We start from the raw sequence: 17022 nt of genomic DNA, 5'->3' as shown, positions 1-17022 counted from the left end.
AGTTGGATCAAAGCAAGAACTGGTCGAACGCATCTACCAAGGGTTGGATGAAATCAATAAAACACCGGTCGTGTTTAGATGGAAGTATAAAATGAATGAAGTTCAATTATAGAACGTTAATTATGGGACGCTCTACTAGATGTTGCAAAATGGGAGAAAAAAAATGATTGGAAAATCCCTTTTACGTATAGTAAATCACAAATGGGCGAAGAGGATCAAGGGACAATAATCCAGATCAATCATCTGAATGAAGAAATCTCCGAGATACTTGTTTCATCGGCTTTCCATGACAAGTTAATCGATAGAATCAGAATAACATATTGCTTAATTATAAAAGATCATATCACGATTCATCTTAATAATATTGAAATTGATGCTCCTGATTTAGATACGCCTAAATACGCAACAAAAGACAGTCTAAGTGCTAGAGTCGGTAAGTATAACGATGTTGACTACAAAGTTATTTGTTATATTGACACTAATAAAGCAACACAGGGGAAAGCTGCATTCATCGGGTGGAATTTGTTTTGCAACAAAAGATTAATACTGCCAAATGACACTTCTTTTCTTACGGGGTGGAGGGGCAAGGATATCAAAGGGTATCTTCCTAAATATCACAACCTATACAATCAATTTGTTGGGCTTGTCTTCATTGAATCCAACGATCCATCGTCACTGCCATTGAACACTGCGAAAAATGCTTTGAATACTGACAATTCAGTTTACGTAAAAATTATTGGCGAAATGATGCTTGCCGCTAGCCCGATCATTAAATATTTGAGTAATAAACACGAAAAACAAGTTCAAAAAGAAAGTGAGATAACGGCCGAATTGGAGGACATTGATAAGGAATCACAAAGCACGATCAAAGGTTTTTCTATTAGTAAAACATTGAAAAACAAAAATTTTTCTTTAAAGCTAACGCCGACCAAGAAAGAGCAGGAAACGATCAGTTTTGTGAAAGAAAAGGGTATCGTAGACTTGGTTAAAGAGCGCTTAGGTGTGAAATCCAATAGGGATGTTGGTGATAGGGTATTTGATTACTATGTCAAATTGGAGGAACTAATAGATGAATAAGACAGATAGTTTCACCAGGATTAACTATTGCCTGCGTCCCAACAAGCAGGTCGAGAGGAAGATCATTATTGACATTCTGCATAACATCGGCTTACCAATTTCTAAATATCATTATATAGGCATGGGGTCAATCTACTATTATGACTTCATAATGATGCATAAAATGTTGGGCATAAAAAAACTAACATCCCTTGACGACTCAAAACAAACATCTAGACTTAAATTCAATTGTCCTTATGATTATATAACTTTCGAACCTCTGTTATCGACAGAATTCTTTAAAAAATATAATTGGGAAAGCAAGAACCATCTTATCTGGCTTGACTATGATACATCTCTTATTAGCTCAGGTTGTTTGATAGATGATTCAATAGAAATCGCTCGTCGATGTAAAGATAAAGATATAGTTTTTGTGACCTTAAATATTTCCTCGCAAGGGTCTGATGGTACACAAGCAGAAAAAAAACGAATATTTGACAAGTATGATAAATACCTTACAGTTGAACTTAAAGCAAACATGAAAGATTTTAAGATAAAAGACATTGTTCAAGATGTTGTTTTAAACATATTTGCTGATGCGAGCATTTTGAGAAAACCCCAATTTTACAAATTGTGCTCTTTCACCTACCGTGACGGGGCAAAAATGTATACACTTGGAGGAATATTTCTAAACGATGAGAAATGTTTGAAAAATTTAGCCACAAAACACGTTTTGATAAATAGGTGCAGTCAGCATATCGAGGAAATTTCCATTCCTCTTCTGACATACAAAGAAAAGATACACTTTGATTCTATCATAAAACAAATAGAAAAATGTGTTCGTGCTGACGACACGCCTGGGTCTGATACAGTAACTGCCGAGGAAATAATATCATTGACTAGTGTTGAATTAAAGTTGAGTGAGTGGAAAGCATACGTTAAATACTACCGATATATACCCACGTATTACGAAGGATTGATTTGATTAATTATATTGTTGGCGACACTCGGAATATTCAGAACATCTATCTGACAGGAGAATTCCCTAAGCCACATTTGATTATTACATCTCCTCCCTATTATGATGTTTTAGATTATGAAGGTACACCTAAGCAAATTGGATACGGACAAATTGACTATGAAGATTATTTAAAAGATGTCGTTATTGCTCTACAGGATTGCTACTTGTTATCCGATGATAATGCTACTCTATGGCTGATTATGGACACCATAAAGAGAGACGGCAGAACCATTACCTTACCATTCGACGTTAATTCAAAGATGCAGAAATTGTATGAACCTGGGACTTGGATTTTAAAGGATGTAATAATTTGGGATAAGGTGAAAAATCTACCATGGAACAGTGTTGGAAAATTTCGGAATCAGTTTGAGTATGTGTTATTTTACTCTAAAAAAGAGTGCATGACTTTCAATATTGACCAAATACGAGATGTTGACAACTTAAAAAATTGGTGGATAAACTATCCTGAAAGATACAATAATTTAGGTAAGTCGCCATCGAATCTATGGTCTTATACTACGCAAATGCGAGGATGGGGAAAGTACAAAAAACACCATTTGTGCCCGTTACCCTTTCCTCTGATTGAGAGAATAATAACTTTGGCAAGCAATGTTGGCGACACGGTTCTAGATCCTTTTGCCGGATCTGGGTCTGTCTTAGCCATTGCTCACGAAATGGGCAGGGATGCTTATGGCATTGACATTAACTTAAGCTATAAATTTCTATGTGAAAAAGTTATTCACGAATATGCTGCGCATTATTGGATTAATAGAAAGAAACTACTCAAAACTCATAGTCATAAGATACAGTCATTCAGAGAAAGCAACTTAAAACTGAGAAAACTCAAAAGCTTGAATATGTTAGGGAAAGGAATATTTGACTCAATCCACACCAATATATATTTAGTTTCAGTAGATGTTCCTGATTCAACCTGCATCCCATTCTACGTAGTGTCGAATGAAGACTTAACGGCTCAGGTTCATAATTATTCAATTGAAACTCAAACCCATCTGAATGGCGTTCATGTTGATATTCAGTTCGTCTTTCTTAATGAGATATTGGATTTTTTGGGCATAAGGAAGCTGAATAAATACTCTTTAAGCAAATTCCATCATTGTTTAGGCGGTGTGAGTCTAGATTCAGTGGTTTCCGAAGAACCTTTTATGGAAAAAGTCGTTTATTCCGATATTGAACTTCAGATAGTAATGCAGACATTCTCACCAAAGCTATAAATAACATGAAATTAAGATCGAAGCAAAACCAAATTAGCATCACCAAATCCACATTATTGTCGTCTAATGAGTACTGATAGGAAAAGACACCGTGAAGAGGTACCCTGCTGAAGCGAGTAAAACACAAAAGAGCAGGGAATGCCATCAGGAACACAAATGGGGCATGAGCAGGCTGACCGATCAAAACAAAACGTTCCGTGGCGACGCAATAATGAATGCTAAAGGTCACGGATTATAAGTAAATTATAAATCCCATATAGTAAAATATTATCATCTTGCTTTGCTCACTACTTGTTTTTTTTCAGTCGGTTGTAAATCTCATACATCGACCGTCACCCCTATATATATGAGGGCATCTTTATTCTCCAGGTTTTGTGGTGATGTGCCGCCGCTCACCCCAAAATCCTCAAATCTATTGACACAATCGGCAGGGGATTTTTTCTGTGTTCCCATTATGAGAAACATGCATATTATGGTGTCCGCGGGGCTTGCTGCGCGTGGCATCGGCAAAGGATAGATATATTTATGTTGGAAAAATTCTTGCGCAAGCTCTTCGGCGACAAGTCATCGCAGGATCTGAAACGCTATTACCCCATCGTGGACGAAATCAGTGACGTTTTCAATGGACTTGCCCAATATGACGACGAACAATTGCGCCAACGCATTGCCCAGATCAGAGACGAAATATCCGCAAAGCTCGCGCCTCTGATAACCGGACAGGAGGAGCTGGAAACCAACTATCGCGAAGAAACCGATGAAAGCGAACGCAGCCACCTGGACAAACGCATCGACGAAACCCGAAAGGAACTGAAAGCCCTGACAAAATCCACCTTGGACGCCTATCTGCCGGAAGTCTTCGCCATCGTGAAAGACACCTGCCGCCGGATGATGGGAATCTCCTTCCCCGTGCGTGAACACGAAGTCGAATGGAACATGGTGCCCTTTGACGTCCAACTCATCGGAGCAATGACCCTTCACGACGGAAAGATCTCCGAAATGGCGACCGGCGAGGGAAAGACCCTGGTGGCGACCCTGCCCCTCTTCCTGAACGCACTCGTTGGCAGAGGCGCGCACCTGGTGACCGTGAACGACTATCTCGCCAGCCGCGATGCCGAATGGATGAGTCCGATATTCACTTTTCACGGCATGAAAGTGGGCTGCATCACCACCGGCATGACCTTCGAACAGCGCAAGGAAGCATATCTCTGCGACGTCACCTATGGCATGAACAGCGAATTTGGCTTTGACTACCTGCGCGACAATATGGCGGTTCACCGCTCCCAATTGGTTCAGCGGGATTTCTATTATGCCATCGTGGACGAAGTGGACAGCATCCTCGTGGACGAAGCCAGAACTCCCCTGATCATCAGTGGTCCGATCGGGCAGGACAAAAATTTCTACAGTGAATTGCGCCCGATGATCATGCAGGTCGTCCAAGCCCAAAACGCACTTGTGCAAAGACTCCTGAGCGAGATCCGCGAAAACATGGCAAGCCCGAAGCCGGATAGCGAAACCCTCGCCACAAAACTCCTTTTGGTGAAACGCGGCACCCCACGCAACAAGGCTTTTCTCAAGCTTTCCCAGGAAGGCGAACTGCGTAAAATGATTAGCGACATGGAAGGCATCTACCTGCGCGACAAAAAGATGCACGAATTGGACGAAAACCTCTTTTATGTGGTGGAAGAACGCCAAAACAGCGTCGATCTCGCCGACAAGGGACGCGACATGCTCGCCCGCCACGAAAAAGACCTCTTCATCGTCCAAAGCCTGGACGAGCTCCTTCAGGAAATCGACGAAAAAGAATATGCCGGCGAGACCGAGCGTCAAAAACAAAAGACCCTGATGACAAACCGCTTCATGGATAAAAGCGAAAAACTGCACAACATCAACCAACTCCTGCGTGCCTTCACCCTCTATGAAAACGACCAGGAATACGTCGTGATCGACAACAAGGTGATCATCGTGGACGAATTCACCGGACGCCAGATGCCAGGACGCAGATTTTCGGACGGGCTCCACCAAGCACTCGAAGCCAAGGAAAACGTCACCATCGAAGCCGGATCCCAGACCTTTGCCACCATCACCCTGCAAAACTATTTCCGCATGTTTGAAAAACTTGCGGGGATGACCGGAACCGCCGTCACCGAAGAATCCGAATTCATGGAGATCTATAAGCTCCCCGTGATGGCGATTCCCACCAACGTGGAAGTCACCAGGATCGACCACGAGGACGTCATCTACCTCTCCAAAAATGAAAAATACCAGGCGATCATCAACGAAATCTCCTATTGGCACGAACGCAAAAAACCCGTCCTGGTGGGAACCGTGAGCGTGGAAGTCTCCGAAGTGCTTTCCCGCCTGCTCAAACGCAAAAACATCCCCCACAACGTCCTCAACGCACGTCAACACCAACGCGAGGCGGAAATCATCACCTATGCCGGACAGCCGGGAGCAGTGACCATCGCCACCAACATGGCGGGACGCGGAACGGACATCAAGCTCGGCACCGGCGTCGTGACCAAGCCGATCGAGGAATATCGCGGCTTGCCATCCGGAATCAATGACGAATTTCTCTATGGATTGCCCCTGGACGGCTTGCATGTGATCGGCAGCGAACGCCACGAAAGCAGACGCATCGACCGTCAGCTTCGAGGACGCGCCGGACGGCAGGGCGATCCGGGAACCTCCAGATTCTACCTTTCCCTTGAGGACGATCTGATGCGCCTCTTTGGCTCAGACCGCGTGGCGCCGATGATGATGAAGATGGGGCTCAAACCCGGAGACGCGATTCGCCATCCTTGGATGTCCAAAGCGGTGGAACGCGCTCAAAAGCGGGTGGAGGAACACAACTTTGAGATCCGGAAAAACCTGATCAAATATGACGAGGTGATGAACCAGCAGCGCGAAGTGATCTATTCCTATCGCCGCAGTGTGCTCAAAGGCTTCAGCATGAAACACGAGATCGTGGAAATGATCGAGGAAACCGTGATCGCCATCATCAATCTGCACCTGCCGCCGGACAGCTATCCCGAGGATTGGAACCTGGAGCGCCTCTGTCATTGGTTCAAGACCAGCCTCAATATCTCAGTCTCCGTCAGCGATCTGGAAAGCGACCACCTCAACCGTGAAATGCTCGAACACACGCTCCTGGAGATATGCCGAAACGCCTATGAAAACAAGGAACGCCAGCTCGGCGATGAAAACCTCCGCAATATCGAGCGCCGCGCCCTCCTCGAAGTGGTCGATGACGAATGGCGGGATCACCTCCACGAAATGGACCTGCTCAAGGAAGGCGTCTATCTGCGCGCCTATGCAAACAAAGACCCCCTGATCGAATATAAACGCGAAAGCTTTGATCTCTTCCAGAGCCTGATCACCCGCATCCAGGAAGCCGTCACCAAAAAAGTGTTTACCACCTACATCCTCTCCCAAGAGCAAATGGACAGCCTGCTGCGCAATGCCGACCTCAAACACGAGGACATCAACGCCTTTCTCCTCGCTCAACAACAAGCCGAAGCGGGTCTCACCCAAAACGTCAGCGTTCCGCCCCAATTCTCTGGCGGATATCAACCCACCGAAGAAAAACAGCGCCCCGTCAGAGTAGCCGAACGCGTCGGCAGAAACGATCCCTGCCCCTGCGGCAGCGGCAAAAAATATAAGAAATGCTGCGGAAAAGAAGAGGTGGGGAATTGATATGACGTGGAAAGGTGGAAAGGTGAAAAGGTGGAAAGGTGGCTGCGCCGGCTTTGACCTCTGTTGTTTGATTAACGAAACTGAGCTTGGTAAAGATAGATTTTTTTGTGCTGTGTGTTTTCCCCGCATGGGCGAGAGTCTTAAATATACGCAATTATTAAATAGATATGGACATGCTGAGTCCCGGCTCCACGTCGGATTCGCCTTTCCACCCTTCCACCCTTTCACCTTTCCACCAAACAAAGGATAGCTCATGCCCAAATCACTCATCATAGTAGAATCTCCGGCAAAAGCCGGCACCATCGCCAAGTTCCTGCAAAACCGTTTCGTCGTGAAAGCTTCGATGGGGCACGTGCGGGATCTGCCCAAACACGAAATGGGTGTCGATATCGCCCACGACTTCCGTCCCGACTACGTAGTGGACAAAAAGAAGGCCAAGGTCATCAGCGAACTCCGCGAAGCGGTCAAAGCCGCCGAAGCAGTCTATCTCGCCAGCGATCATGATCGCGAGGGAGAAGCCATCGCCTGGCACCTTTCGCAGCTTTTGGAAAAAGAACTTGCCGGCAGACAGCTCCACCGCATCGTCTTCAATGAGATCACCTCCAAGGCGATCAACGAATCCATCGCCAATCCCGGCGAGATCGATATGCCCAAGGTGGACGCTCAGCAAGCGCGCAGAATCCTCGACCGCATCGTTGGCTATCAGGTATCGCCTCTCTTGTGGAAAGTGATTGCCAAAGACCTCAGCGCCGGCAGAGTGCAATCCGTAGCCTTGCGTCTGATCTGCGAGCGCGAAGCGGAGATCAAAGCTTTCGATCCCAAGGAGTATTGGAAACTGGAAGCGGATTTTTGGAAAGACGGACTGCCTCCATTCAAGGCTTCGATTGAGAAATGGGACGGCAAAAAGATCGAGATCACGGATGAAAAGACCGCCCTTGAATTCGCCACGCAGACCAAAGACCAGAAAGCTCTGCTTGCCGAAATCAAACGTTCCATAAAAAACGTGGAACCGCCCCCGCCATTTATCACCAGCACCCTGCAGCAGGAGGCATCCAAGCTGCTCGGATTCCAAGCACTGCGCACGATGAGCATCGCCCAGCAGCTCTATGAAGGCATCGAACTCGGCGGAGAAAGCACCGGTCTGATCACCTACATGAGAACGGATTCGTTGAGAATCGCGGATGAAGCGATCGCGAGCTGCAAAGACTTGATCAAAGACCGTTTCGGCGTCGAATTGCAGCATTGCTCCACCCGGGTTTATAAGAACAAAAGCAGCGCTCAGGACGCCCACGAAGCGATCCGCCCGACCGATGTTTTCCACACTCCCGAAAGCGTGGCGAATTTTCTCTCCAGAGAACAGCTCCGGCTTTATACCCTGATCTGGCAACGCTTTGTCGCCACCCAGATGAAACCGGTCAAGCTGCAAAACTCTGCTGCGCAGATAGAGATCGGCAAGGCGATATTTTCCGCCAGTGGCAATCAGATCCTCGAAGAAGGCTTTCTCAAAGCCTATCCCCACGTCAATATCCCTCTGGGCGAGCAGATCCATCCCGATTACCGGAAAACGGACGCGCTCGAGCATTCGGATATCGTTTCTTCCCAGCACTTCACTTTACCGCCGTCGCGCTTCACGGAAGCCTCTTTAATCAAAGAGCTGGAAGCCAAAGGAATCGGCAGGCCCTCCACCTATGCTTCCATCATCAGCACCATCCGCGTCCGCAAATACGTGGGCATGGAAAAGAAATCATTTGTTCCCACCGACCTCGGCAACGACGTCAACCGCTTTCTGGTGGAGCGTTTCGACAGCATCTTCAACGTCAAATTCACTGCGCAAATGGAGGACAAGCTGGATGAGGTAGAGCTCAGCCGCATCGTCTGGCACGAACTCGTCAAGACCTATTATGACCAGCTTCAAAAGCTGATTGGAGAAATCGATCTGAAGAAAGACAAGGGCTCCTTTGAGCAGGATAGCGGCATCCTCTGCGAGGTCTGCAAAGAGGGTAAAATGATGATCAAGCGCTCCAAAGGCGGAGAGTTCCTGGCATGCAACAAATTTCCCAAGTGCAAGAACAGCAAGAGTTTCACCCGGGATAAAGATGGCAACGTCAAGATCCTCGAACCGCAGATTTTGGAGGAGAAATGTCCCCAATGCGGCAGCCTATTGATGGAACGTACCGGAAAATATGGTGCGTTCATCGCCTGCAGTGCCTATCCCAAATGCAAGTTTGCCAAGCCCAAAACCACTGGAATCGCCTGTCCTGAATGCAAAACCGGCGAAGTGGTGCAGCGCAAGAACAAGAAAGGCAGAACCTTCTATTCCTGCACCCGCTATCCGGAATGCAAGTGGATCACGAACGACAAACCGCTGCCGATCCCATGTCCGACCTGCGGCAACGAGTTTATCTATGAGAAATATCACAAGGACAGAGGGGAATACAAAGAATGCCCCAAATGCAAAACCCAAATGGAGTAAAACCCTAATGCATTTCGCGGATGCGCTGCGCAGCGCCGTGCAGAGCATTTTGAGCCATAAATTGCGCTCACTGTTGACCCTCACGGGCATCGTGATCGGAGTGCTTGCCGTGGTGAGCATGTTTTCCAGCGTCTATGCCCTCAAAGCATTGGTCAAGAACAACATGGAGGGCATGGGCTGGAACTATTCGATCGTTATCACCGCCGACCGAGTGAGTAGGGTGAGCGGTCCTCGCGGCTTGAGCAGAGCGATCCGGCGCGCCAATCAAAGCGTGCAGATGATAAATTATGATGACCTGCTCGCCTTGAGAGAAAACATCCCCCACAAAAGCATGTATGGCATGATCGAAAACAACGTGCTGATCCGGCTCGGCAATCAGGACAAATATGTTCGTCTGCGTGCCACGGATGCCGATTTCTTTGTCAACAAATCCTATCCCATCCTCCTTGGGCGATACTATAACTCTTATGAAAACGACAATCTTCTCCCCGTGGCGGTGCTGGGTTCCATCTTTGCCAAAGAGCAATATGGCGATGAGAATCCGGTGGGGAAGACCATTTCGTTGGGTAAATACCGCTTTTCCGTAGTTGGTGTGCTTGCCGACGACGAGCTCAATTCCGGCGGTGGGATGAATTTCAATTCCTCCGACCGCAGTCAGGATCTGCAATCCGTCTTTGTCCCGCTCCGCTATGGCGTGCATCATTTCGGCACAAATAAAGGCTTGCACATGATCTATATGCAGGGGGAAAACGAGGCGCAATTTCGCAGGATGAAGACCCAGGCGCGGCAGCTCCTGCTTTCGCGGCACAATATGTTTCCCAATTTCAGCTTTATGGATATCGGTGACGTGCTGCTCACCGTCACTGCGGAAATGGATTCGGTGATGAAAAAATGGAATATCACCCTCTTTGCCATCGCTTCCATCTCTTTGATCGTAGGCGGAATCGGGCTTTTCAGCACGCTTCTGATTTCGATCCAAGAGCGCATGACGGAGATTGGAGTGCGCAAAAGCATCGGCGCCACCGAGAGCGACATCTTCTTCTATTTTATCTTCGAAGCAGTCACCCTGGCGATGATCGGCGCTATTTTGGGTATCTTCAGTGCCTGGCTGATCCTGATCATCATCTCCCAAGCGATCGATTTTCCGCTCTTTTTGCCCATCCAGGGCGTGGCGGTGGGGCTCTCTTTCTCCTTCCTCGTTGGAGTAATCTCCGGTATCTATCCTGCCATCAAAGCGGCAAGAATAGATCCGATCAAAGCGATTTATTACATGGAGTGAACACAATTAAACGATATAAGCTTTTCAGCGCTCTTGTCATCATCATTTTACACGCAGTGCTCTGGCAATATGGCGAGGGATGGATCATTTCCATGGGCGAAAAATACAGCGCCCTACTAACCGGCAAACCACTGAATCAGATTCAGTTATTCGATTACGACGGCATCCCTGTGCAGTCCTATCGTGCCTATGGCATACAATACAATCCGCTGTTTATCGCAGTGCAGGCAAAAAAGGATTTTGACAATGAGCCCCGCAACATTAAGCGTTTCCTCAAGCTGAGCGATTGGTTGGTGGATAATGCGGAGATCGGGGATTCCACTCTCTGGTTGCCCTACAGATTCGATCTGCCTGGTTATAATCTCAAAGCGCCATGGCAATCGGGACTGGCTCAATCAGTCGTTCTCACTGTGTTTGTTAGACGCCATCAGATTGAACCGGGGGGAAAGTGGATGGAGCTTGCCGCCAAGGCGCTCAACACCATAAAACCGGAATCGCATCTGGTTCTGAAGATGGAAGATGGCGGTCTCTGGTTCATGGAATATCCTTCAAGTGTAGATCCATACGTGCTGAATGGGATGATGAGCGTTTTACTGGAATTGGATTTCTATTACAAACAAAGTGGGAATATAGAGGCTAAGGAACTGTTTGACAGAGGCTTCGAGTCTTTGGTATCGAATCTGGACAAGTTTGACTATCACGGTTTCAGCTATTATGGTATCAGAAAGCAGAAGGCGGGCAGGAATTACCATCAGAAACATATTCGCCAATTGTTGGAGCTTGCAGCAGTTAAGCCGCATCCGAAACTGGAGTATTACCAAAAGCGCTGGCAAAGCCGGGATCAGTATCCAGTCTTGGTTCAGCTCGTTTTCAATCCTCGTCCGCGGCGAATTATGGTTTTCTGGATCAGCCTGCTCTTGCCTTTGTTGATTATGTGGCTGGGCTTTAGTGTTAAGCCAAAAGCCTCTCTCAGAATTGTCCCGTTTACATTGGCTCTATAGAGTCCAGCTTATTCACATCCCTGGCGATTCAAAGTATCAATTCGATCAAAAGAAAGATCCCCAAACCCCAACACGTGTAGTGACCATGAATTATCTAACTAACTGTAGGGCGAGCATATACATTTTTAAATGGTAAAGATTGGCAAGGAGATGGTGAAAAGAGTTTTGCTATAGAGGGTTCGGGTTTGAGGTCAGATCGCTCTCAGATACTCATGTGTTTGTCATTCTTTTTCAGCCAGGCAAGGTGATTTCGATATTCCGGCATCAGAGATTCCACCAAGTCCCAGAACTCTTTGGAGTGGTTTTTATGATCGATGTGCGCCAGTTCGTGAAGGATGACATAATCGATAACGATCGGAGGCGCCATCACGAGTTTGTAATCGAAGGAGAGCCAGTTTTTGTGAGTGCAGCATCCCCAGAGGCGTTTGTTTTTGGAGATTCGGAGCTTGCCGGGTTTGTAGCCGTGGAGTTTTGCCAACTCCCTGGCTCGGTTCAGGATGTGATATTCAGCTTTGGCGTGATACCAATGTTTGAGCACGTCAGTGATTTTGGATTCATAGCTGCGGTTGACGAGCAGCATATCGGTCTGACGCCAGACAAAAGCAACCTCATCGACAAAACGTATTTCGATCTCCTCTCCCAAAAGGAGTATCTTCTCGCCGTCGGAATAGTCTTTTTTGAGGGAAAGGCGCTCTTGAAAAAGCTGATATTTCCTGAGGATGACGGCGCTTTTTTTGTGCAGGAAAGCTTCGATCGCTGCGTCGCTAACGCCTAATGGAGTGCGCACTTCAAGGATTCCTTCCCTTTTGAAATAGACCGTTGTGGTCTTGCGCCGGGAGCGCAGAATCCGGATTGGAATACCATTGAATTCCTGCAAAACAATACTCTGTCAGACTGTTTTGCCTGTCAAAATGATATCTATGACACAAAGCAAGGTAGTTATTGCGCTACGTAGTGCAGGGCGAGATTCGCCTGTTTCAAGCGAGGTTTCAAGGTGGAAATGTTTCTTGCGAAGCGGAATTTGTCCGCTCCGGTAGTCTTGATATACAGCTCAGTCGCCTTGCCATAGACATTATCCGGGATGGCTCCGGTCGCGCCGGCAAAATAGAGCTGATCATAATCCTGCAATCCGCCGGAATAGCTTATTCCAATCGCCGCGGCGATGCTGATCAAGGCAAAGAATTGGTCTCCCGGCACTTTCTCGACGTTTGCCAGATGGCGAAACGCGATATAGATGGTCTTGCCGGGCACGACGAAGATGCTGCGCTTTTCCTTGGGTTCGCGGATAAACTTGAGCTGCGTGGGCAGTCCGGCACTAGGATTTGCCTGATTGAGTTTTGCCAGAAATTCGGTGTATGCAGCCCCTGCGGGAACCACGCTGAGTTCTTTTTCCAATTGGGCTTCGAGTCCGGCAACGCTGACGGGTTGGGTGGTCGGAGCCGGTTGTTTCTCTGCCTTGGGCTGTTCATTTTTCTTTTCTTTCGGAGAGATGACTTCAGGGATCACGCGATCACCGGAAACAACGATTTCCGGTTTTTTATCCCTTGCGCCGCGGTCCACGATTGCTTTGCCGATCTGCCAGAGGATGAAGATAGCGGTCAATGCAAAGAACGCGCTGATGCCATATTTTTTGAAGTTGACCGAGGCTTTTTTCGGTGCGACGCTCATTCCGCCTTCAACGGCACCGTGGACCACACGGATCATCTGAGCTGTGATGTTGTCCGCGCCACCGCGTTGTTTGGCGAGTTCGATCAATATCTGACAAGAAATCTGCGGATCCTCGCTCATATACTCCATGATTTCCTCATCCGCAACGTATTCAGTGAGTCCGTCCGTGCAGAGCAAAAAGACGTCGTCCTGATAGAGAACGTGGGGTCCTGAGACGTCCGGAGTATAGTTTGTGTGTCCCAAAGCCTTGCTGATCACGTTTCGGCGGGGATGTTCCTTTGCCTGCTCAGGACTGATGACGCCGGTATCCACCAAGCCCTGAACCTCGGAGTGGTCTTTGGTGAGACGGTTGATGGAATCGCCTCTGCGCATATAGATCCTGCTGTCGCCGCTGTGGGCATACCAGAATTGACTACCTTTGATAAGCAGCAGCACGAGGGTGGATCCCATATCCAGCATGGCGATATCACGAGAGGCGGTCGCCAGGATGTTTTGATGCGCATGATCGATGCTTTGAACGATGATGGGGATCTCTTCCGTGGGAACAAAGTAATCGTCAAAATAGCTCTTGATGGATTCCACCGCAATGCGGGAAGCGATCTCTCCGCCTTCGTGCCCGCCCATGCCGTCGCACACTATAAAAAGAGTGCCATAGTCTCCATCGAAACGTCCATAATAATCTTCGTTCTTTGTGCGGGCGGGATTGAGACCGATGTCGGACAGCGCGCCCACGCTGATATGTGCAGTTATTTTCGCCATATTATCTCCATAGCTTTGATTTCGTTAATTGCGGAAATACTTTCTCTTTGCATGAGTGCTCAGGCTTGGATATATGTCAAGCACTTTTTTATATCCTGATGCTCTTGATGCTGCCCTGATTCAGTTTCAGCGCGGGTTCGCCGTGAATCATCATGATGATTCCCAGCTCTTTTTTGCAGGCGGGACACAAAGGTTTGGAATATGTTTGAGTGCCTTTTAGACCAACGAAATCCTCGGTGATTCTTGGAATCATACATTTGATAATCCTGCCCTTGCCCGCCTTGAAATAGCGGAAGAGCCGAAAACCGCACCGACACTCAATATCGACGATTTTACCGCTTTTCATACTATCAATGGGGTTAGTTCCAGATTTTCCGCATGAAACCTGCGAGAAACCCTTTTCACTGGGCATCTCAAGATCAAGCTTTATTTCATCAGCATCATTTTGATGGTTTTGTCATAATCCCCGGCGCGCATGCGATAGAGATAGACACCGCTGGAGACTGAGGAGCCAAGATCATCGCGACCATTCCAGACGATGGAATGATTGCCAGCCCGCATGGTGGAATTGACCAGGCTGCGCACTTTCTGACCGCGAATGTTGAAGATCTCGAGACTCACCGGTGTTTGTGCCGCGAGGCTATATTTGATCGTGGTTTCCGGGTTGAAAGGATTGGGAAAATTGGGATAGAGTGCGCTGAGCGGCAACGCGGGATTGAGATTGTCCTCGTTTGGAGAGGAAAAACCGGAAATGATCCGGATATTGTCTATCGTCCAGCCCGGATCGGTGAGTTCCACATGGTTGGATTGATCGGTGAGCCGGAATCTGATCCAGACGCTCTGTCCGGCAAAATCGCTGAGGGGGACATATTCCGTTTTGAAGACGTCGTGGCGTCCGGACTTTGTCCAAAGCGTCTGCCAATCCACGCCGTTGGTGGAAACTTGGACGAGGACGGGGTCGTGAACCCATTCTGTGTAGAGATGGGATTCAAAACTGAGCAGCACGTTATTTGTCGTGGCGATAAAAACTGGCGAAGCGGTTTGAATCCAGACGTCACAATTCATCTCATAGAGCCCTCTGCCGCCCCAACTATCGGTGATGGCAAATCCCGAGACGGAAAGCTCGTTTTGACGCAGCCAGGGACCTTGAATCTGCCAGTTTGACGTGCCCTCTTCCCAGTTTTCGCTAAAAAGAATCTGTGCCGGACTGAGCTCAAACTGGTGTTGATTCTGTCCGGGTGTGAGTTCGACCGTTCCAATATAGGGGAAGTATCCCTCCGCGCTGATTTCGATGGGGTATGTTCCCACAAAGCTGTTGTGAACGAAATTGCCGTTGAAATTGACGGTATCCGTCTCGATTCCATAAATGATGATCTTGCCGTTGAGCGGAGTTCCACTGCTGCGCACAGTTCCGATGAGCTGAGAAGCCGGTTTTGGCTGCATCAGGATATTGCGGACCGTCCAGGAACCGTTGTTGACCATGGCGCTGTTGATGACGTTGTCATAATAGCCCGTTTTTCTTGCCCGGATCGTGTATAGTCCGGTGGTTAGCGGTCTCCAATATCTTCCGGTTACGGGATGAGAAGTGCGGGGATGAAACCAGGGAGCGTTGTGTTCCTCGATGATGATCTGGGCTTCGAGGGGCTGGTTTGTGACCGCGTCGCGGATGTTTCCGGTGAGCATCGAACTAGAAGGAACGCTTGAGGAGAATGGAAGGGAGCGGTTTAGCATCCACCAGACGCCCAGTTTGCAGCGATCGACGGTATTGACCATCAGGAGTGAATCCGGCTGCAGGTTGCGAGTGCCGGCTTCGATCAAAAGCTGGACAGTGCCATATCGCTGATACATCCAGTCATGAAAAGCGCCTTTGCGGCTGAGATTGGGAGAGACTTCATAGCTGGCTCCGCCTGCTTCCTTGATGATCTGAGCACCGGTGCCATTGGCGATCGACGCAAAGAAAACGATATCCGGGCTAGGGCGGATTTCTTTCCAGTTGAAGGAATAATATACCTTTTCTGAAAAGTTTCCCGTGCGGGAGGAGTGCCACGCTATGGAATAGACAAATTTCTTCTGATCGCTGAGTGCTTTGATCGCCTGCAATTCGCTTTCGCTTTCCGCTGCCGGTCCGCGATAATAGTCCCAAACTTCGAGTCCGCCGCCCTGCATCAGAGAGTCGCCATGAACCCAGTTAAAGTCCATGTTGCGGTTCAAATCCACTCCATCGATATCATATCCCACCAGCGGGCTATAGTCAAATATACCGTTGTTGTTGTTGTCACGTTTGTTTTTGCGGTAGGAGGTATCCAGATTAGCCGTGACGACGTTGTGCCCCTCTGGATTGAGTGTGGGAACGAACCACATGTCCAACTGGGCGATCCACTGGGAAAAAGGGGTTTGATAGCGCTGGTTGAGAATCTGATGGATGTTGCTCATCACAATCTGAACTCCGAGCACTTCCTCGGCATGGACTTGACCCACAAACAGCAGAGCGGGTTCCTCCTCCTGCTGCATCACGTTGTCCGATATCTGCATGGCATAGATCGGGACATTGTCTTGTTGAGAAAAGCCGATCAGGTGCTTTCTGGCAATATCTGGATGCTGGGACTGATAATTATCCAGCATCTGCGATATCTGAGCGTAGTTATAATAGCAGGTGGGCAGTTCCGCGAAAAGCGCAAGTGCCGTCACTGCCAGCATTAAGATCGTCAATATTAGTCTTTTCATCAATATCTCCATCGGTTACAAAAAAGAAATTCATCATACAACATGCAATTTTTGCACCAGCGGGATAAAAGAATGCCGTGCTAAGTTGCCGGTAAAGGATTCACGGCATAGGGACA

The 17022-nt window shown here is 47.9% G+C and carries 11 protein-coding genes; 7 read left to right on the top strand and 4 right to left on the bottom strand.

Annotated elements, in window-relative coordinates; all coding sequences use genetic code 11:
- The first annotated feature begins 201 nt into the window (after nt 1-201).
- The 7 genes from Q8M98_11530 (at nt 202) to Q8M98_11500 (ending at nt 11755) form a co-directional block, all read left to right on the top strand.
- The gene (locus Q8M98_11530; GenBank protein ID MDP3115381.1) at nt 202-1077 is read left to right on the top strand and encodes a hypothetical protein; all 876 of its coding nucleotides are present in this window, start codon (nt 202-204) and stop codon (nt 1075-1077) included.
- Nucleotides 1070-2041 (top strand): hypothetical protein, encoded by a 972-nt coding sequence (locus Q8M98_11525; protein MDP3115380.1) that lies wholly within the window; start codon nt 1070-1072, stop codon nt 2039-2041. The genes Q8M98_11530 and Q8M98_11525 overlap by 8 nt, the downstream gene beginning before the upstream one ends.
- Nucleotides 2038-3309: a DNA methyltransferase gene (locus Q8M98_11520; GenBank protein MDP3115379.1), complete on the top strand. Its 1272-nt coding sequence runs from the start codon at nt 2038-2040 to the stop codon at nt 3307-3309. The genes Q8M98_11525 and Q8M98_11520 overlap by 4 nt, the downstream gene beginning before the upstream one ends.
- Before the next feature lie 525 nt (nt 3310-3834).
- Nucleotides 3835-7002, top strand: a complete 3168-nt coding sequence (secA, locus tag Q8M98_11515; protein MDP3115378.1) for a preprotein translocase subunit SecA — start codon at nt 3835-3837, stop codon at nt 7000-7002.
- Between the two features lie 253 nt (nt 7003-7255).
- Nucleotides 7256-9475, top strand: a complete 2220-nt coding sequence (gene topA, locus Q8M98_11510) for a type I DNA topoisomerase (protein MDP3115377.1) — start codon at nt 7256-7258, stop codon at nt 9473-9475.
- A gap of 7 nt (nt 9476-9482) precedes the next feature.
- Nucleotides 9483-10754, top strand: coding sequence for an ABC transporter permease (locus tag Q8M98_11505; protein MDP3115376.1), 1272 nt, complete (start codon nt 9483-9485; stop codon nt 10752-10754).
- Nucleotides 10751-11755 carry a D-glucuronyl C5-epimerase family protein gene (locus tag Q8M98_11500; GenBank protein ID MDP3115375.1) on the top strand — a complete coding sequence of 335 codons (1005 nt, stop codon included), beginning with the start codon at nt 10751-10753 and terminating at the stop codon, nt 11753-11755. The genes Q8M98_11505 and Q8M98_11500 overlap by 4 nt, the downstream gene beginning before the upstream one ends.
- A 202-nt stretch (nt 11756-11957) precedes the next feature.
- Here Q8M98_11500 and Q8M98_11495 read toward each other — a convergent pair whose 3' ends face one another.
- The 4 genes from Q8M98_11495 to Q8M98_11480 all read right to left on the bottom strand — a co-directional run bounded on the left by Q8M98_11495 (nt 11958) and on the right by Q8M98_11480 (nt 16906).
- Nucleotides 11958-12632: a SprT family zinc-dependent metalloprotease gene (locus Q8M98_11495; protein MDP3115374.1), complete on the bottom strand. Its 675-nt coding sequence runs from the start codon at nt 12630-12632 to the stop codon at nt 11958-11960.
- 62 nt (nt 12633-12694) lie between these two features.
- Nucleotides 12695-14182 carry a protein phosphatase 2C domain-containing protein gene (locus Q8M98_11490; GenBank protein MDP3115373.1) on the bottom strand — a complete coding sequence of 496 codons (1488 nt, stop codon included), beginning with the start codon at nt 14180-14182 and terminating at the stop codon, nt 12695-12697.
- 88 nt (nt 14183-14270) lie between these two features.
- On the bottom strand, nt 14271-14528 hold the full coding sequence (locus tag Q8M98_11485) for a hypothetical protein (GenBank protein MDP3115372.1): 258 nt from the start codon (nt 14526-14528) through the stop codon (nt 14271-14273).
- Nucleotides 14529-14608: 80 nt separating this feature from the next.
- Nucleotides 14609-16906 (bottom strand): M14 family zinc carboxypeptidase, encoded by a 2298-nt coding sequence (locus tag Q8M98_11480; protein MDP3115371.1) that lies wholly within the window; start codon nt 16904-16906, stop codon nt 14609-14611.
- Between the last annotated feature and the right edge of the window lie 116 nt (nt 16907-17022).

Source organism: Candidatus Cloacimonadaceae bacterium, assembly GCA_030693415.1.
Taxonomy (GTDB): domain Bacteria; phylum Cloacimonadota; class Cloacimonadia; order Cloacimonadales; family Cloacimonadaceae; genus JAUYAR01.
Note: the sequence above shows the minus strand (reverse complement) of the source record. Positions and strands in the feature narration are given on the sequence as shown.